Annotated in this window: 16 protein-coding genes; 12 read left to right on the top strand and 4 right to left on the bottom strand. The window is 40.5% G+C overall.

The features are described from left to right. Position 1: 1 nt before the first annotated feature. From GPM24_RS01155 to fcl, 10 genes are all read left to right on the top strand, one after another. Positions 2–1,060 (top strand): glycosyltransferase family 4 protein, encoded by a 1,059-nt coding sequence (locus GPM24_RS01155; protein WP_158824911.1) that lies wholly within the window; start codon positions 2–4, stop codon positions 1,058–1,060. A gap of 18 nt (positions 1,061–1,078) precedes the next feature. Next, positions 1,079–2,365 carry a glycosyltransferase family 4 protein gene (locus GPM24_RS01150; protein WP_158824910.1) on the top strand — a complete coding sequence of 429 codons (1,287 nt, stop codon included), beginning with the start codon at positions 1,079–1,081 and terminating at the stop codon, positions 2,363–2,365. A 144-nt stretch (positions 2,366–2,509) separates the two neighbouring features. After that, on the top strand, positions 2,510–3,874 hold the full coding sequence (locus GPM24_RS01145; RefSeq protein WP_158824909.1) for a hypothetical protein: 1,365 nt from the start codon (positions 2,510–2,512) through the stop codon (positions 3,872–3,874). 8 nt (positions 3,875–3,882) lie between these two features. Beyond that, entirely contained in the window at positions 3,883–5,043 is a 1,161-nt protein-coding gene (locus GPM24_RS01140; RefSeq protein ID WP_158824908.1) for a glycosyltransferase, read from the top strand. A gap of 56 nt (positions 5,044–5,099) precedes the next feature. Then, positions 5,100–6,236, top strand: a complete 1,137-nt coding sequence (locus tag GPM24_RS01135) for an XrtY-associated glycosyltransferase XYAG1 (protein ID WP_158824907.1) — start codon at positions 5,100–5,102, stop codon at positions 6,234–6,236. A gap of 90 nt (positions 6,237–6,326) precedes the next feature. Continuing rightward, positions 6,327–7,121 carry a glycosyltransferase family 2 protein gene (locus GPM24_RS01130; RefSeq protein WP_158824906.1) on the top strand — a complete coding sequence of 265 codons (795 nt, stop codon included), beginning with the start codon at positions 6,327–6,329 and terminating at the stop codon, positions 7,119–7,121. 8 nt (positions 7,122–7,129) lie between these two features. Next, positions 7,130–7,696, top strand: a complete 567-nt coding sequence (locus GPM24_RS01125) for a WcaF family extracellular polysaccharide biosynthesis acetyltransferase (protein WP_158824905.1) — start codon at positions 7,130–7,132, stop codon at positions 7,694–7,696. Positions 7,697–7,867: 171 nt separating this feature from the next. Continuing rightward, a complete protein-coding gene (locus tag GPM24_RS01120; protein ID WP_158824904.1) occupies positions 7,868–9,148 on the top strand; it encodes a WcaI family glycosyltransferase in 1,281 nt (426 codons plus the stop codon). Between the two features lie 72 nt (positions 9,149–9,220). Continuing rightward, entirely contained in the window at positions 9,221–10,336 is a 1,116-nt protein-coding gene (gmd, locus tag GPM24_RS01115; protein WP_158824903.1) for a GDP-mannose 4,6-dehydratase, read from the top strand. A 10-nt stretch (positions 10,337–10,346) separates the two neighbouring features. Continuing rightward, positions 10,347–11,288: a GDP-L-fucose synthase gene (gene fcl / locus GPM24_RS01110; protein WP_158824902.1), complete on the top strand. Its 942-nt coding sequence runs from the start codon at positions 10,347–10,349 to the stop codon at positions 11,286–11,288. A 69-nt stretch (positions 11,289–11,357) separates the two neighbouring features. Here fcl and GPM24_RS01105 read toward each other — a convergent pair whose 3' ends face one another. The 3 genes from GPM24_RS01105 to porK form a co-directional block, all read right to left on the bottom strand. Continuing rightward, positions 11,358–12,245 carry a class I SAM-dependent methyltransferase gene (locus GPM24_RS01105; RefSeq protein WP_158824901.1) on the bottom strand — a complete coding sequence of 296 codons (888 nt, stop codon included), beginning with the start codon at positions 12,243–12,245 and terminating at the stop codon, positions 11,358–11,360. Positions 12,246–12,508: 263 nt separating this feature from the next. Beyond that, the gene (porN, locus tag GPM24_RS01100) at positions 12,509–13,672 is read right to left on the bottom strand and encodes a type IX secretion system ring subunit PorN/GldN (protein ID WP_158824900.1); all 1,164 of its coding nucleotides are present in this window, start codon (positions 13,670–13,672) and stop codon (positions 12,509–12,511) included. 68 nt (positions 13,673–13,740) lie between these two features. Further along, complete coding sequence (gene porK / locus GPM24_RS01095; RefSeq protein ID WP_158824899.1) at positions 13,741–15,102, bottom strand: T9SS ring complex lipoprotein PorK/GldK; 1,362 nt, start codon at positions 15,100–15,102, stop codon at positions 13,741–13,743. A 609-nt stretch (positions 15,103–15,711) separates the two neighbouring features. On the opposite strand from porK, the gene GPM24_RS01090 reads away from it, so the two are divergent. Continuing rightward, positions 15,712–16,299 (top strand): D-sedoheptulose-7-phosphate isomerase, encoded by a 588-nt coding sequence (locus tag GPM24_RS01090; RefSeq protein WP_158824898.1) that lies wholly within the window; start codon positions 15,712–15,714, stop codon positions 16,297–16,299. Positions 16,300–16,313: 14 nt separating this feature from the next. After that, positions 16,314–17,180 (top strand): dTDP-4-dehydrorhamnose reductase, encoded by an 867-nt coding sequence (rfbD, locus tag GPM24_RS01085; protein ID WP_158824897.1) that lies wholly within the window; start codon positions 16,314–16,316, stop codon positions 17,178–17,180. On the opposite strand, the gene miaA is transcribed toward rfbD, so the two are convergent. Continuing rightward, entirely contained in the window at positions 17,152–18,066 is a 915-nt protein-coding gene (gene miaA / locus GPM24_RS01080) for a tRNA (adenosine(37)-N6)-dimethylallyltransferase MiaA (RefSeq protein WP_158824896.1), read from the bottom strand. The genes rfbD and miaA overlap by 29 nt on opposite strands. Between the last annotated feature and the right edge of the window lie 76 nt (positions 18,067–18,142).

Genomic DNA, 18,142 nt, shown 5'->3' with positions numbered 1-18,142 from the left:
AATGGGTAAATTGCTAGTATACACTACACAACATCTGGAAACGGGCGGCATCGAAAGCCATTTGCAGGAGTTTTGTAAAAACATGGCCGCCGCCGGAGCTGAAATAGACTTGGTGGTGCTTAACGCTGCTATGCTTCCAGAAACGGAAGCTATGTATCGTAAAGTTTGCCGTAAAGTGTATTTTGGTAGGCATGGCCGTTCCTATAAACGGCTGGCATGGTTAATAAAAACCGGTTTACAAGTGCGTATTAACCGCTATGATGCGCTTTACACCAACGGTCAGGGTAACAGTCCGGGCTTGTTTGCCAAATTGGTACGCTCTAAAAATTGGGTACATCATCACCACACCGCGGGCGATGCTGCAGATCAATCGTCTTGGAGTGATGATTATGCAAAAACGCTTAAAACTGCCAACCATGTCATCGCATGTGCCCGCCGCAATGCCAATGATATGGCAGCTTTCTTAAAAAGAAGCATTGATACCATTCCATGCTTTTCCAGAAAAGTGGAACTGGGGTCACATCCTGTTGCTGCAACAGGTGAGGTGAATTTTGGTTATTTCGGCAGATTAATTCCTGAAAAAGGAATTGATTTAATATGCAGATTAAGTGAAGAGCCAGAGTTGAAGGATATAAGATTCAACATATGGGGCGAAGGACCCAAATATCCGTCGTCTTACTTTGATGGATTTAAGAATGTGTATTATCATGGTACTTATACAGGCAAAGAAGGGTTAACAAACGCTATTGCCAAGCTAGACGCATTTTTGTTATTATCCACGCACCCCGAAGGTTTACCCATAAGTTTGTTGGAAGTAATGAGTGCCGGAGTGCCTTGGATGGCCACCAACCGTGGCGGTATAGCTGATATTGCCTGCGACCCGGTTTCAACACGTTTGTTACCCAATGTTGATAATTACGATCAGGTAAAACAAGCAATTACACAGCTGCATCATGATATAGTAGCTGGTAAAGTTTCCAGAGAAACACAGGTTGAATTGTATGAGCAAAACTTTTCTTCGGCCGCGTTGGTAAAGCAATGGAGCAACAAGTTATTCTAAACAAATAACACACAAAAGATGATTATACTATCGCAGATAACGGGTAATGCCAATGTAAAAGCAGTTGCACACGGTTTTGTAGAAGCTGATCTCTTAACAGCTTACTATGTATCGTTAGCTGTATTTCCGGGAAATCTGCTTGACCGTATCAGCCAGATGAAGGGGCTTTCCGAAATCAGGCGCCGTAGTCATGATCCCGAATTACAACCTTTTACTAAAACTTGGCCTTGGGTAGAATTAGGTCGTATGCTGGCTATGCGTTCGGGTATACCATCGCTTAGTGTTCCGCCAACATCGCCTTTCCATGTATACAGCGTTATAAAAAAGTTTGATAAGCATGTTGCTGCACAGCTTTTAAAAGAATTGAAAAATGGTGCTAAAGCAATTTATAGTTATGAAGATAACGCGTTAGCTACTTTTCGTAGAGCCAAGCAGCTGGGTTTAACTTGTTTGTATGACTTGCCTATTGGTTACTGGCGTGCAGCTCACCGCTTACTTGATGAAGAGCGGGAACGTTGGCCGGAATGGATACCTACGTTAACGGGCTTAAAAGATCCGGAAGAAAAGCTAGCCCGTAAAGATGAAGAACTTGCATTGGCCAACCATATTTTTGTGGCCAGTAATTTTACGGCCAGTACATTAAAAGAATATCCGGGCAAATTGGCACCGGTAGAAGTTATACCGTACGGCTTTCCGCCGGTGGCCAAAAATCGCATATACCACGAAAACTTTGACAAGCGCCCGTTGAAATTGCTTTTTGTGGGTGGCTTATCACAGCGTAAAGGTGTGGCCGATTTATTTGCCGCGGTTGAAGCTATAGGTAAACACGTAGAACTTACAGTAGTAGGCACTAAAAAGAATGATGAGTGTAAGCCATTAAATATTGCTTTGACCAAACATCGGTGGATACAAACCTTGCCCAATGAAGAAATACTCAAACTAATGCGGGATCATGATGTACTGATTTTTGCTTCATTGTTTGAAGGGTTTGGTTTGGTTATCACCGAAGCCATGTCGCAAGGCACCCCGGTTATTACCACCGACAGAACGATTGGCCCTAATTTTATTGAAGATGGTGTAAACGGTTGGCTGATTAAAGCCGCATCTACTCGTGCTTTACAGGATGCCATTGAAAATATATTAGAACGCCGTCGTGATATACCAAATATAGGTTTGGCAGCTATGGAAACAGCCAGCCAGCGCCCTTGGCAAATTTATAGTAATGAAACTGCTACTGCGGCTGCAAGAGTTGTAGGCCGGTTAAATCAGAATAATTATCATGAAAGCAAGTCATATACTTCGTGATTACTCGTATTTTGAAGTACGATGCTTTGTTGCTGAAAATGTGGCGAAAGTGCTTAATTTTAAATTTCGCTTGTTAGCACTGGCTGTTATTAGTTAATTAAATAGCATGATTTTATATAACATCATGCAAAAAGGTAAAACTGTATGCCGGTTTCAAATCTAGCGCTTCATGCTAAAAATATAAAAGCTCAGAAACCGCTCATCAAGCGGAATGATCCCATTAGCAAACTTAAAAAAGTACTATGGCTTTATATTCTTTTGCTTGTATTTGAGGGGGCATTACGTAAATGGGTGTTGCCATTTCTATCGGGCCCACTGCTCATTGTGCGTGATCCGGTTGCTTTGTACATCCTGTTTTTAGCAGGTCAACAAAAAATAGTTTACAAAAGCGCGTACATTGCATGGATGGTGGCTGTCGGATTCATCGGCATACTTACCGCTATGGTAATGGGGCACCATGATTTTGCTGTGGCTTTATATGGCGCTCGTATCTATGTGTTGCATTTTCCGGTCATATTTGTCATGGGTAAGGTCTTTAACAAAAAAGACGTGATTCAGGTAGGGCGGTTTTTTGTTTACTCGGCCATCCCTATTGCAGTGCTTATTGCGTTGCAATTCAAAAGTCCGCAGTCCGCTTTTGTAAACCGTGGGGTTGGTGGTGATGAAGCCGGAGCCGGATTTGCCGGTGCAATGGGTTATATGCGGCCCCCTGGTACCTTCTCATTTACTAATGGCAACACATTGTACTTTCAGTTGGTAACCTGCTTTATATTTTATTTTTGGTTGTATCAAAATGAAATAAAACGCATCGTACTATTATTAGGAACAGGTGCTCTGCTAATGGCAATTCCGTTATCTATCAGTCGGGCTTTGTTTTTCTTCGTAGCAGTATGTGCCGGATTTACATTGGTTGCAGTAGCTCGTAAACCTAAATATGCATCTAAAATAATAGGTGCCGCTATAGGAATTTCGGTGTTGGCCATCATCATCGCCAAAACGTCGTTGTTTGGCACGGCTCTCGACGCTTTTTTGGCCCGCTTCAATGGTGCCAATGAGGCAGAAGGCGGTGTTGAGTCCGTATTTCTCGACCGGTATTTAGGCGGTTTAATAAACTCGTTAGGGTTCGCAGAAGGTAATTCTATATTTGGCAAAGGTATTGGTTACGGAACCAGTTTAGGTGCACAACGGCTTGGTCCATCGTTTACCGAAGGGGAGTGGGGCCGGATCATATTTGAGCAAGGCCCTATATTTGGGATGATCATCATTATTGTCAGAGTTGCTTTCTCGTTTGATATATTTTTTAAGAGTTTTAAAATGCTTAAAAAAGAGGAGTTTTTGCCTTGGATATTGTTTAGCTTTCTTTTACTTAACGTACCACAGGCACAATGGAAGCAGCCCACAGCACTTGGATTTAGTGTTGTTATCGGTGGCCTGGTACTGGCTGCATTTCGGGTTCCAAAGTTGGTTAAACCACGCATTGCGCCTAAAAATGTATCACCTATTAGCTAATGGTTTGTATGCGAATAGTATTTTTTACCCATCCGCCATTTTTAGGTTCACAAAGTATGCCACGCTTTGCGACCATGCTAAATGCAGGTATGCAAGCCAGAGGGCATCAAACAGAAGTTTGGACACCACAAGGCTTTTTTTTAAAATTGCCCGTGCCTGCAAGCTTAAAAAAATGGATGGGATATTTAGATCAGTACATTCTTTTTCCAGCCCAGGTTCGTAAGCGCCTCAAAGCTTATCCGGCCAATACTTTATTTGTATTTACTGATCAAGCATTAGGGCCCTGGGTGCCGTTGGTAAAACACCGGCCACATGTAATACATTGCCACGATTTTTTAGCCCAACGATCAGCCTTAGGAAAGATTCCGGAAAATCCGACGGGTAAAAGCGGGCAAGCTTACCAGGCGTATATACGTAAAGGGTATCAGCAAGGTCAAAATTTCATTTCGGTTTCCAAACAAACACAGCATGATTTGCACCAGTTTTTGGATCGTACACCTAAACTGTCGGAAGTAGTTTACAATGGTTTAAATCAGAAGTTTCAGGCCGATAGTGCGGCTAAAGTAAGACAGGTAATAGGTGACGATATCAAAGTTAAACTAACCACTGGCTACCTGCTTCACATTGGCGGCAACCAGTGGTACAAGAATCGCATAGGCGTAATCGAGATATATAATGCCTGGCGACAATTGTACAATACGGATTTACCACTAATTATGATAGGTGCTGCACCAAATGGTAAACTACAAGAGGCTTATAGCCAATCGCCATATCAAAAAGATATTTATCTGCTAACCGGTAAATCAGATGAGTTTGTTCGGTTGGCTTATCAAGGTGCATCTGTGTTTATATTCCCGTCATTGGCAGAGGGTTTTGGCTGGCCTATTGCTGAAGCCATGGCATCAGGTTGCCCGGTAATAACCACAAATCAAGCCCCCATGACAGAAGTTGGCGGCAACGCAGCCTATTATATTGTCAGCCGGCCTCACCGTCAGCCAGAAGTAAATGCTTGGGCCGAAATGGCTGCATCTAAAGTTAACGATTTACTTAGGCTGTCGCCCGATGAACGGCAAATGACCATAGAAGCTGGTATTCAGAACGCAAAAAGATTTGATTCGGATAGTTCATTGGCTGCCATCGAAACAATTTACAAGCGTGTTTTGGTATAAATTAAAACTTAATTCATAACAACACGTAACATTACTCCAAGCATACATTAACCTGCATGAAAATACTTCACATCGTACCATCTTACAAGCCAGCTTACATTTATGGAGGGCCGATTGAATCGGTAGCACGTTTATGCGAAGGATTGGTTATACAAGGGCATACGGTTGATGTTTACACAACTACCGCCAACGGGCCGCAAGAATTAGATATTGCACCCGGTAGCACACTAAATGTGGATGGTGTGCAGGTTACTTATTTTAAACGTATTACTAAAGATCCCACCCACGTTTCGCCTGCCTTGTGGGAACAATTGTTTAAAACGGTTAAAGAATACGATATTGTACACATCCACTCCTGGTGGAACATACTGGTAATGGTAGCTGCCAAAATATGTTTAACTAAAGGTGCTAAGGTAATTATTGCACCTCGTGGGATGCTAAGCCATTATATTTTTAATTCTGGTAGCAGCAAGGCCAAAAAAATGATGCATAATTTGTTTGGGCGCAGCATACTGGCAAAAAGCTATTTCCATGCAACAGCACCGGCCGAGTATAAGGAATGCCGGGAACTGATTGGCGGATGGAAAGGTTTTGTATTACCGAATATTATATCATTACCCGACGTCCCGATTACGCACTCAGATAACCAAGTGTTTACGCTGCTATTCATGTCGCGTATTCATCCCAAAAAAGGTATCGAAATACTTTTTCATGCCATCAGTCAACTTAAATTTCCTGCACAACTCAAAATTGCGGGTAGCGGCGATGATGAGTATATCCAACAACTTAAACAATTAGCTGATGAGCTGAATATCGCTTCCAGTGTTCAATGGCTGGGTTGGAAAAGCCGCGAAGAAAAATTTACGGAGCTAATGAGCGCTGATTTATTTGTATTGGTATCGCTTAATGAAAATTTCGCCAACGTGGTTGTTGAATCTTTGCACATGGGAACTGCAGTGCTGGTATCACAAGATGTAGCCTTGTCTGACTTTGTCGCAAAGCAAAATTTAGGCTGGGTAACCTCTCTGGATGCCACTGATGTAAGTGAAAAATTATCTGAAGCAAAAGCTGATCAGGATAAATTACTCCACCTGCGCAATCATGGAAGAAGCATTATTGAAAGCCACTTTTCTGAAGCAACACTTATAGCGCAGTATGCGGCAGAATATGATAAAATAATAACTAATAAGTAATATATCATGTTGTATTACCTTCCTTAAGACGGTTCTACAGGTATATAATGTGTCAATAGCTGAGAAAAACTGTGTATATTTGTAAATATTATGGAGACTGTTAAGCCCGAATTATTGCAAGCGGTAATACTATCAAAAGATGAGGAACCTAATCTGCAAAGAGTGTTGGCAAAACTCACCTGGCTTGACAGAGTAGTAATTGTAGATAGCTTTAGTACTGATGCAACGCTGGCTATAGCTGCTTCCTTTCCAAACGTAACGCTGGTGCAACGGGTTTTTGATACGCATGCCGGTCAGTGGAATTACGGCCTGTCTTTGGCAGATAGCAAATGGATATTGAGCTTAGACTCTGATTATGTACTGACTGATGAGTTTATTGCCGAAACCAGGCGTTTTATACAAGCTGACGATAAGGTAGCTTATGATACTAATTTCAAATTTCTGGTATTTGGTAAAGAGTTGAAAGGTAACAACACTACTCCAAGGCCAGTATTGTTTAAAAAAGAGTTTTGTTCCTATTATGATGACGGCCATACACAGCGTTTGCGCATTAATGGCGATACCGGCGTTTACAAATCTATCATTCTGCATGACGACCGTAAATCATTAACCCGCTGGTTAAGCAATCAGGCAAAATACTCACAAAAAGAGTCAGACAAACTTTTAAATGCCGATCCTGAAACACTAGGATTTAGTTCAAAAGTGCGTAAGAATAAAGTGGTTGCACCCATATTTGTGTTTTTCTACTCGTTATTTGTTAAAGGGTTAATTTTTGACGGATGGGCCGGATGGCACTATACATTGCAAAGAACCATGCTGGAAATGCTGGTAGCCATGCGACTGGTTGAGGAAGAAAACCTGAAGGGTAACTCACATGCAAAATAAAGACATTCATGAACGATACGCTGAAATATACATCCCGCGTAAAGCTCAATGATTTTCATCCGTCTAGCTTTAACCGCGGTGCCAGCAAGCTTAAAGAGATTGTTTGGTATGCCGTTAAGATGATCTTCTTTTTATCAGCCATGCCTTATCCCAATAAATTGAAGGTGGCTTTTTTGAGGCTATTTGGTGCAAAAGTTGGCAAAGGCATTATCATTAAGCCTCGAGTAAACATTCACTTTCCATGGAAACTGCAGCTAGGTAGTGATGTGTGGATAGGAGAGGAGGTGTGCATCTTGAATTTTGAGAAAGCAACCATCGGCAGTAACGTTTGTATATCACAACGAGCCTTTTTATGTGGTGGCAATCATGATTTTAAAGATCCGACCATGCCATATCGTAATGGACCTATAACATTACAAGACGGCGTTTGGATTGGTGCCTCTTGTTTTATAGCACCAGGCGTATATATAGGAGCTGACACCGTGGTGGTAGCAACCAGCACGGTTACAAATAGTTTAGAAAGCAATGGTATATACCGAGGCAACCCTGCTATATATATAAAACCAAGATGGTGATTAAATTGTAATTTTTATAATAAAGTTGGTTTACATTTAAGATAATTGTATTTTAAGAGGTTTCTGAATGATAAGTTTAGAAACAGTGGCGGGATAATTTTAATAAATATTGATACAGTTAGTTTTTTATTGTTATAAAGAACTATATATAATAACAGAAAGCAGCCTTAGATGAAAAATAAGAGGATTCTTTTAATCAGCCATAACTATTACCCTGAGCCTACCGGCATAGGTAAATATAATGGCGAGATGATGGAATGGCTGGCCCGGGCTGGATATGATTGTACTATTGTAACCACTTACCCATATTATCCATACTGGAAGGTACAAAAGCCCTACAATAGCAATTGGTATAAAAAAGAAATAGTTAAATACCCGGAGAGCGGAGGTCAGATTACTATCTACCGCTGTCCTTTGTATGTGCCTAATAATCCTACCGGAAAGAAGCGTATGGTGCAGGACTTATCATTCTGGACATCAAAATTCTGGATAATATTAAAACTCCTTTTTTCAGCCCGGAAGTTTGATCTGATTATTACTGTTGCACCTCCCTTTCATTTAGCATACTTAGGATTGATGTACCGCAACAGAAAAGGTGGAAAACTTTTGTATCATATTCAAGATTTGCAGATTGAAGCGGCACAAGATTTAAATATGTTGTCGAGCAGTCAGCTTTTTAATCGTCTGTATAAAATTGAAAAGAAAATTCTGACCAGTGCCGATTTTGTAAGCAGTATATCAGACGGAATGATTAACAAAATAAAGGCTAAGGTTGATCGTGATGTAATAATGTTCCCTAATTGGGCCGATACAAGTTTTTTCTCACCATTACTCAATAAACAATCCTTAAAACAGCAATGGGGTTATAAATCAGATGATTATGTATTTTTGTATTCGGGGGCCATTGGTGAAAAACAGGGGCTGGAAGGCATAATACAAGCAGCCGAGCATTTAAAGTCGGATAATAATGTTAAATTTATCATTTGTGGTTCGGGGCCTTACAAAGAAAAGTTAATTCAACTGGCTGAGGAAAAGCAGTTAAAAAATTTAGATTTTTTGCCTGTGCAGGAAAAAGAAAGGTTCAACGAGTTTTTAAATATGGCAGATTTTCACATGATTTTACAAAAAGCTAATGCAGGTGACTTGGTCATGCCATCGAAACTAACTACTATTTTGGCTGTTGGAGGTATCAGCGTGGTAACATGTTCGTCAGGCACCACTTTGCATAGCGTAATTAGTAAGCACGATTTAGGCTATATCGTTGAACCTGAAAATGCACAAATGCTTGCTGATAGCATTTTGAAAATAAAAACCGACACAAAAGGAATAGAACGCAAAAGGGAAAATGCCCGCCGTTATGCCCTTAAATATCTTAATATAGATAACGTAATGACTGAGTTTGTAAATAACTTTTTACTAAACGAAGCACCTGCGGCATCAACCTTTAATTAACATATTACATTGAGTATTGGGAAGCTGTTTATTATATATTCACTAAATCATTAAAACAAAACATCACTACGAATGAAAAAGAAAGCCCTGCTTACTGGGATCACAGGCCAAGATGGTGCCTATTTAACTGAGTTGCTTCTATCAAAAGGGTACGAGGTACATGGCATTAAACGTCGGTCATCGTTGTTCAACACCGATCGTATTGACCACCTGTATCAAGATCCGCACGAAGACAGCCCCCAAATGGTTCTTCACTATGGTGACTTAAGTGATTCTACCAACCTTATTCGTATAATACAGCAAGTACAGCCCGATGAGATATACAATTTGGGTGCCATGTCGCATGTGAAGGTAAGCTTCGACACTCCTGAATACACTGCCAATGCAGATGGCATTGGTACCCTGCGTTTGCTGGAAGCTATCCGCATCCTGGGATTGGAGAAAAAGACCCGCATTTACCAAGCCTCTACTTCTGAGTTGTATGGTTTGGTACAAGCCGTACCACAATCAGAAACTACACCTTTTTATCCCCGCTCACCTTACGCTGTAGCTAAACTGTACGCTTACTGGATTACTGTCAACTACCGCGAAGCTTATGGCATTTATGCCTGCAACGGAATATTGTTCAATCACGAAAGCCCGCTAAGAGGGGAAACCTTTGTTACCCGTAAAATCACCCGTGCAGTAGCTAAGATAGCTATGGGCTTGCAAGATAAGTTATATCTGGGTAACCTGGATGCACAGCGCGACTGGGGCCATGCTAAAGACTATGTAGAGGCTATGTACCTGATTTTACAACAAGATACACCAGAAGATTTTGTAATTGCCACCGGCGTAACCACCCTCGTACGCGAATTCGTGCGTTTGGCGTTCCAGGAAGTAGGCATCGAGGTAGAGTTTAAAGGGGAAGGGGCAGATGAAAAAGGATATGTTGTAAGCTGCAGTAACCCGGATTTCCAGGTAGCTGAAGGTACAGAAGTTGTTGCAGTTGATTCTAAATATTTCAGACCTACCGAGGTAGATTTATTAATTGGCGATCCAACCAAGTCTCAAACTAAATTGGGCTGGAAACCTAAATACGACCTTCAAGGTTTAGTAAGTGAAATGGTGGCGGCAGACGTTGATCTGTTCCAGCGCGAAAAATTACTGAAAGACTCGGGTTATCAAATCAAAAATCAATTTGAATAATAAGTTGTGGATGGAAAAAAGAGCAAAGATTTATATAGCCGGTCACCGCGGGATGGTGGGATCGGCTATTCATCGCAAACTGCAGCAGGAAGGGTTTTCTAACTTTGTTTTCCGTACATCTGCCGAACTGGACTTGCGCGATCAACAAGCAGTTGCTGATTTTTTTGAGCAAGAAAAACCTGAATATGTTTTTTTGGCAGCAGCAAAAGTAGGTGGTATAATAGCCAACAATACTTACCGTGGCGAATTCTTGTACGATAATCTTCAGATACAAAATAACATCATTCACTCGTCATACCTGAATGGTGTTAAAAAGTTGATGTTTTTAGGTTCAAGTTGTATTTATCCTAAAATGGCCCCGCAGCCTTTGAAGGAAGATTACTTATTGACAGGACCTCTGGAACCAACTAACGAGCCATATGCCATTGCTAAAATTGCAGGTATCAAAATGTGTGATGCTTATCGCGATCAGTACGGGTGTAATTATATTTCGGTGATGCCTACTAACTTGTATGGCTATAACGATAACTACCATCCGCAAAATTCGCACGTGTTACCGGCAATGATACGCCGGTTTCATGAAGCTAAGGATCAGCAATTGTCTTCTGTAACTATTTGGGGTACCGGCTCTCCTAAACGTGAATTTTTGTTTGCTGATGATTTGGCTGCTGCCTGTTACTACTTGATGGAAAACTACAATGAACCTGGCCTGGTTAATATTGGCACAGGCGAAGATGTAAGCATCAAAGAACTAGCCGAGCTGGTAAAACAGGTTGTTGGTTTTGAAGGGATCATTGAATATGATACCTCTAAGCCAGATGGTACGCCACGCAAGCTTATGGATGTGTCTAAGTTGCATAGCCAAGGTTGGAAACATACTATTGATTTGCCTGAAGGCATTAAATTAGCCTATCAAGACTTTTTAGCAAATTATGCGCTAACTGCTATTTAAAATTATTATTATAAACAAAAAAGCCCGGCTTGATCACTCAATGCCGGGCTTTTTTGTTTATAATATTGTTTAGTACAAAGGCGATACAGCTTTTTTTGCTACACACATAAGTGTTAACGCGCTGTTAAGGGATGAAGGATTACGGCCAGATAGGATATTGCCTAAGCGGTATTTTAAATCGGCTTTGCCGGTATTACCTGCCAGTACTTCTTTACCCAGATCATGGTTGTGCGGATATACCTTTACATCAAATCCATGTGGTTCTAAGACGCTTTCAAACATCTCTTTTTTTACACCATGGCCAGGTTTGTGATGAATTTCACACGCTAAACCCCATTTTTGCTGTTCTGATGTTTTATGAAAGCCATGCCCTGTTACGCGGTACCACAAAAGGCGGATGTTCCAAAGCAATTTAGCTGCGCCTTTATAGTTCCATGCACTAAATTGTGGGTCGTGATCAGTTACTAATACGCCTCCGGGTTTTACCAAACGGGCAGCCTCTTTTAACACAGCGTCCATGTTTTCACAGTGGTGCAATGCGGCATTAAGCACAACAATATCAGCAATGCCCGATTTGAAGGGAAGATTATGTGCATCAGCCAATACCGGCGTATAACCTAATTGTCCCGCCAGTTCCAGCGATTTTGGTGCTACGTCTACGCCTATCAAATACGCAGGTTTTCCGTTATCCTGAAGCGTTGCATAAATGTTGCCGGGGCCACAGCCAATATCGATCACTGTTTTACCCGACCAGTCGCCGGTAGCAGCTGCCCACCTGCTTTTAAAGGTATCACTGCGATGGCAATAAGTTAAGTACTCTTCGGCCCATTCGGTGTTTCCGAAGTAATAAGCATTAGCTTCTAAAGCTTTTGATCTTCTTCGTATCGGGAATTCAAAGTAATAACCTTTGTCCGAAAACTTGGCATCGTCGTTTAAAAGTGGGCGAATGTCAGTCATATCAGTAAATTATTTTATGTCAGGTAAAATAGTATCAATAACTGCAAATTACAGCAGCCGAGCAAATAGCACAAATATGTTAAAAGAGTGAAATTTCTACTAAAGATAAGGAAAAATCTAAAGTTTATTAGCAAAAATAACTATGTGTTGAATAATTAATAATTTATTAATATTTAACCATTAGTTTATGGCTATTATAGGTTTAAAAATAAAAAAGGAGATACAAATTATGCATCCCCTTTTTTAATGGCCTGTTTTATCTATTAGGCCTTAGCTTTTTCTGTTTTAGCTGTTTTAGCAGCTTTTTCAGTTTTTTCCTTTGGTGCTTTTTCTTTTTTTGCCGCTTTTTCTTTTTCAGCCTTGGTTTGCACCTTGTATTGCCATAAGTTCTCTTTGTAGTTTTGCAGTTTGCTTTCTACTAGTTTGGCGTTTTCTGCTTTTTGTTTAGCTTCATCCTCGGGTGATGCGGTAGCAATTGTACCTGCTTGTGCTAGTGCAGAGCTGGAAATAGTGTTGCCATTAGCGCCGCTGGCCCTTACAATAGTACTAGCATACTTTCTTTGTACAAATATGTCGTCCATGCTGGTATCATAAAGGTTACGATCTGGATCCGACACGTCTTTAGTAGCAAAGAAGTTGCGGCATTGTGGAAAGTACAGCCAGAAAGCAGGGGTTTCACCAATGGTTTGACCACCAGCTTGAACACTCATCAAAGGGGCAATGCCAATAATACGGGTTACTACTAATGAGCGTTTTTTATCAAAGTATACGTCTTCTTTAACTCTGAATTTAGTAATTCTTTCAGGATTAAAATCGTTCAATACCATTCTTGAGCCAATTTTGTTACCGTCTTTATCATACTGGTCAACCATCGCGCTGTCTTGTAATTTTGACATGGATTGTCTTACTGATAAACGTTTAGCGAATGTATTATCGCTATTGGTCATGCTGGCTTCATAGGCGGTTAATTTGCCGGTTTTTACACCTTCCAGCACAATATCAGCTAAAGTAGCTCCGGGCGCATCAAAGATGTAGTTCTTTTTGTCTTTGGTGTCAATATCACGCCATACACGTTTATAAAATTTAACGTTGGTATTATCAACCGGTGGATATGCAAACGCTTTAGCATTGTTAAAAGATGCGTTTCTTATGAAACCATCAATAGGGGTGATAGTATCAATCGGCATCTGGTCTTGAGCCATCGTATCTGCAGGTAACTGTGCACTGGTTTGATCAACCGGAACAGCAGGAGTATTGTCTACAGGAATGCTGGCCGATTTAGTAGTTCTGGCCTTAGTTGTGCGTGACTTTGTTGACTTAGTAGTTCTGGCTTTTGACTTTTTTTGAGCATCGGCCGGATGACTTACAAAGGCAAGGCTTAATGCACATAAGCCCGATACGCAAATTTTATAAGCTAAATTTTTCATCTGTGGTCGTTAGTTTGGTAGTATTTAAAACTAAAACGGTGACGTTTACTTAAATGGAATATCTAAAATTAGTTCTTAGCAAATTTCCGTGTTTTAGATTGTTCCAGAATAATATCCGGAGCAGCCATTACACATCTGAAACCTATATAAGAGTGGCTGGTATTTTGCAATTCATAACCACGGGTAGATGGATTTAATTGGCTGGCGTTATCCTTCCATGAACCGCCTCTAACCACTTTACGTCTCATTACTTCACTTTCTTTATCATCAGCATCATATAACAATACAGGGTTCAAATCGTGTACCAGTTCTTTGTATGATGGGCTGAAAGCGTCTAATGTCCACTCAGATACGTTACCTAACAAGTTATAAATACCTAACGCATTTGGTGCGTATGATTTAACAGGAAGGGTAAAGGTACCGCCGTCTTCATTATAATCACCTTCTTGCTGTTTAAAGTTAACAGCCAGTTTATTTACCTTTTTCTTTTTATCCTTTACTTCAACCGACGCCATTTTATCCATATCTTCTTGTTTTACAGATTTAGATGCTGCGTAAGTCCATTGTGCTTCAGTAGGCAGGCTAAATTGCAGGTTTAAAGTTTTGATAAGCGAGTTAACACCTACCAACCGGTAAATGGTTTTGCTGCGCCAGTCGGTATAAGCGCGGGCCTGTTTCCAGTTTACACCTACTACCGGGTAGTCATTATATCCTCTGTTGGTGTAGTAGTTGTTATCCATAACTTCCATTTGTGAGTTAGGGAAATCTTTCGACCAAACTTTTAAATCAGGTAATATGGCAATATAGTCGGTAACGTATTTTGAATTGCCACCCAAATCTGCAGTTAAGTGAGTAAAGGAGTATTTAACCGCATCCTGATTTAAAACCGGGTTACCATTAATAATGGTGTAAAGTGGCCCCATCAGTTTAGACATGATAGCCGGATCTTTACTTTTCCAAAGTGGTGCAGAGCCGTCTACTTTTGCCCAGTTAATTCTTTTGGTCGAATCTACGGTAACGGCAGCAGCATTTTTGCCTTTACCTTTTAATTCACTTTTGGTGATGATGAAATATTTAGGGTCTTTTATATAATCAGTGATTGCAACAGAATCGGCTACCCAATCCACAAATGTGCGGTATTGCTTGTTGGTTACTTCTGTTTGGTCCATAAAAAAGGCACTTAAGCTAACTGTCTTTTTAGTGGTATCGGCCGCCATGGTGCTGTCAACCGGAATAACAGGGTCTTTTTCTAAAATAGTTCCGGCAGGAACAAAAACCATTCCCGGAGGAGCCATGGCATTAAGCGATTGTACGCTTGTTTTTACGGTAGGGACATTGTAAAAGCCACCCAAACGTTTGTTGGATTTACAAGCTGTAAAAAGCAACGCGACTGAGCATGTAACTGCAATGTGTGATAATTTGATATTCATTGACCGATGAAATTATAATTCAAAGTGAAAATTACTTGGTTAAAATGTTGAATTGTTTGTATCTTCTTAAAAAATCAGATGCTGTAACATGTGAAGTAAACCAACGGTTTTATATAAATTGTAAGTAAATGATTATTAGATAGATTAATCTTATAACTAATTACAACTGCAATTTATTTCACACCCTCATTACACCTAAACGCTATATTGCACACTTTTGTTACAGATACTTGTAAGTTGATGAAAAAAAGACGTTATTCATTACAATATTACCAATAAAAACTTAGCTAAGTGTGAAATTTTGTAAAATAAATGAAGGTATTCGTGTATTGTTGCTTTGTGGTTAAAATATTGAAGCTCTGTGATATTATGTCTGTTTTTATTAAACGTTTATGAAAAAATTTTAATAATTAGGGTTAATCAAAATAGACTTATTTTCAATCTTCACAACTGCTTAATTTACTAAGCTGTATCTATTAAGCAGTTGTGAATAAACAAGTGCAGTATAATATATTCATTGTATCAAACAAAATGGTAAAAGCGGAGTTATTCGGCGTTGAAGAATAAAACCTAATTTTCCATTACATTTACTCGGCTTAATCTACCTACATGCAATCTACTATACAATCTCAAATTGAAGCTTCGATACAGGTTAAACAATCTATCCTAAGCAGCAGTCACCTCATCCAGCAAATTGAACAAGCTGCAAAGCTAATTACCCAAGCCTATCAAAACGGGAAAAAAACGTTGTTAGCCGGAAACGGCGGTAGCGCAGCTGACGCGCAACATATATCCGGCGAGTTTGTAAGCCGTTTTAATTTTGATCGCCCAGCCATTCCATCTATAGCTTTATCAACAGATACCTCTATCTTAACCGGTATTGGTAACGATTACGGTTATGAGCGTTTGTTTGCCCGCCAAATTGAAGCTCATGGCAATGCTGGAGATGTATTTATTGCTATTTCAACATCCGGTAATTCACCTAATATTCTTAAGGCATTGGAAATTTGCAAAGCCCGCGGCGTACAATCTATCGGGTGGACTGGTGAAACCGGTGGCAAAATGGCCGATTTATGTGACATTTGTATTAAAGTTCCTTCAACTACGACACCACGTATTCAGGAATCGCATATTTTAATTGGACATATTATTTGTAATATTGTCGAAGATGAACTATTCGGGCATCTAAAAAAATAATATATTAAACTGACATGAGCGAAATTGTAGTTTTTGGCGCTTCGGGCCAATTAGGGCACTGTTTGAAGCAGGTAGCGGCCGAACAACATATCACGGATATTTATTTTCCGGTAGAAGATGAAGCTAATATCCTGAATGTTGAAGCCCTGGAAAAATTGTTTGCCGAACAAAAGCCAGCTTATTGCATCAACTGCGCAGCTTACACCGCTGTTGATAAAGCCGAAGATGATGTTGATGTGGCCCGTAAGGTGAACAAAGACGGCGCTGCTAACCTGGCCCGCTTATGTAAGGAACATAATGCTGTACTTATCCATATCTCTACCGATTTTGTTTTCGAGGGCAACTCGGCAAACCCATTGGTTGAAACTGATGAGGCCAACCCAATCAGCGTATACGGTTTAACCAAATTAGAAGGCGAACAAGCCGTTACCGAGCTTTTACCCGAACATTATATATTGCGCACCAGCTGGTTATATTCAGAGCATGGTAACAATTTTGTGAAAACCATGCTGCGTTTAGGTAAAGAAAAAGAAGAGCTGAAAATTATTGCTGATCAAATAGGTACGCCAACTTATGCTATTGATTTAGCAGAATGTATTTTTACCATCATTAAATCAAACGCTGGCAAATACGGTATATATCACTTCAGCAATGAAGGCGTAACCTCATGGTATGATTTTGCTAAGGCTATTTTTGATTTGTCGCACACTACGGTTAAAGTATTTCCGGTGCGTACAGCCGAGTACGTTACCCGTGCCGTTCGTCCTGCTTACTCGGTAATGGATAAAGCCAAAGTTAAAAGCACTTTCGGTATCGAAATTCCATACTGGCGCGATAGCTTGGAAACTTGCATCAAGAAGCTGGCTGTTCAGCAAGCTTAGTATCAATGTAACCCTCTATGCCTGCTATATCGGCAGGATGAAACCATTTTATATCCGTGTCTTTACGGAACCAGGTGAGTTGCCGCTTGGCAAATCGCCTGGTATTTTGTTTGATCATGGCAATGGCAGTATTTAAATCGGTTTTGCCATCTAAGTAGTCAAATATCTCTGAATAGCCTACCGTATTTAAAGCATTCAGATGCCGGTAGGGTAAAAGGCTTTTTACTTCGTCTACCAATCCCTGCGTTATCATTACGTCTACCCGCTGGTTAATGCGCTCGTATAATTCCTCCCGCGGCATGTCCAGTCCGATTTTAATATTGTTGAACGGCCTTTGCTGCTGCGTGCCTTTGCGGTATGATGAGTAAGGCAAACCGGTGCTTTCAAAAACTTCAAGGGCTCTTATTAATCGTTGCGGGTTGTGCTGGTCTACCTGCTCAAAATAGGTAGGGTCAACTACCTTCAACTTTTCCTGTAAATAAGTAATACCCTGTTGATCGAATTCCGTATTCAAATTCTCGCGGATAGCCGGATCGACCTGTGGTAAATCATCAAACCCCTCACAAATTGCTTTAATGTAAAGGCCCGAACCGCCAGCCATCACTGCTATATCATGAGTAGTGAAAAGTTTCTCCAGTAAATTAATGCCTTGACGTTCAAAGTCGCCAACACTAAATGGCTCGGTTACTGAGTGTGAGTCAATAAAATGATGCTTTACAGTAGCCAGTTCTTCGGGAGATGGTTTGGCAGTACCGATAGACATTTCACGAAAAAACTGCCGTGAATCGGCCGAAATAATTTCGGTTTGATAATGCTGTGCCAACACAATGGCAGCTGCAGTTTTGCCAATGGCGGTAGGGCCGGCTACTACAATTAAATGCTTCATTTTACAAATAAAAAGTGGTTCATGATTTTAGAACGGTTGTATTACCGCCGCTAAAATTCATGAACCACTAAATTTA

This window comes from Mucilaginibacter lacusdianchii, assembly GCF_009770985.1.
GTDB classification, from domain to species: domain Bacteria; phylum Bacteroidota; class Bacteroidia; order Sphingobacteriales; family Sphingobacteriaceae; genus Mucilaginibacter; species Mucilaginibacter lacusdianchii.
This window is presented reverse-complemented; position numbering and strand designations above follow the sequence as displayed.

Coding starts and splice junctions, on each gene's coding strand:
- miaA (WP_158824896.1), bottom strand. CDS start 18,066: ATGAAGCATTTAATTGTAGTAGCCGGCCCTACCGCCATTGGCAAAACT.
- rfbD (WP_158824897.1), top strand. CDS start 16,314: ATGAGCGAAATTGTAGTTTTTGGCGCTTCGGGCCAATTAGGGCACTGT.
- gmd (WP_158824903.1), top strand. CDS start 9,221: ATGAAAAAGAAAGCCCTGCTTACTGGGATCACAGGCCAAGATGGTGCC.
- GPM24_RS01130 (WP_158824906.1), top strand. CDS start 6,327: ATGGAGACTGTTAAGCCCGAATTATTGCAAGCGGTAATACTATCAAAA.
- porK (WP_158824899.1), bottom strand. CDS start 15,102: ATGAATATCAAATTATCACACATTGCAGTTACATGCTCAGTCGCGTTG.
- GPM24_RS01145 (WP_158824909.1), top strand. CDS start 2,510: ATGCCGGTTTCAAATCTAGCGCTTCATGCTAAAAATATAAAAGCTCAG.
- GPM24_RS01105 (WP_158824901.1), bottom strand. CDS start 12,245: ATGACTGACATTCGCCCACTTTTAAACGACGATGCCAAGTTTTCGGAC.
- GPM24_RS01135 (WP_158824907.1), top strand. CDS start 5,100: ATGAAAATACTTCACATCGTACCATCTTACAAGCCAGCTTACATTTAT.
- fcl (WP_158824902.1), top strand. CDS start 10,347: ATGGAAAAAAGAGCAAAGATTTATATAGCCGGTCACCGCGGGATGGTG.
- GPM24_RS01125 (WP_158824905.1), top strand. CDS start 7,130: ATGAACGATACGCTGAAATATACATCCCGCGTAAAGCTCAATGATTTT.
- GPM24_RS01090 (WP_158824898.1), top strand. CDS start 15,712: ATGCAATCTACTATACAATCTCAAATTGAAGCTTCGATACAGGTTAAA.
- porN (WP_158824900.1), bottom strand. CDS start 13,672: ATGAAAAATTTAGCTTATAAAATTTGCGTATCGGGCTTATGTGCATTA.
- GPM24_RS01140 (WP_158824908.1), top strand. CDS start 3,883: ATGCGAATAGTATTTTTTACCCATCCGCCATTTTTAGGTTCACAAAGT.
- GPM24_RS01150 (WP_158824910.1), top strand. CDS start 1,079: ATGATTATACTATCGCAGATAACGGGTAATGCCAATGTAAAAGCAGTT.
- GPM24_RS01155 (WP_158824911.1), top strand. CDS start 2: ATGGGTAAATTGCTAGTATACACTACACAACATCTGGAAACGGGCGGC.
- GPM24_RS01120 (WP_158824904.1), top strand. CDS start 7,868: ATGAAAAATAAGAGGATTCTTTTAATCAGCCATAACTATTACCCTGAG.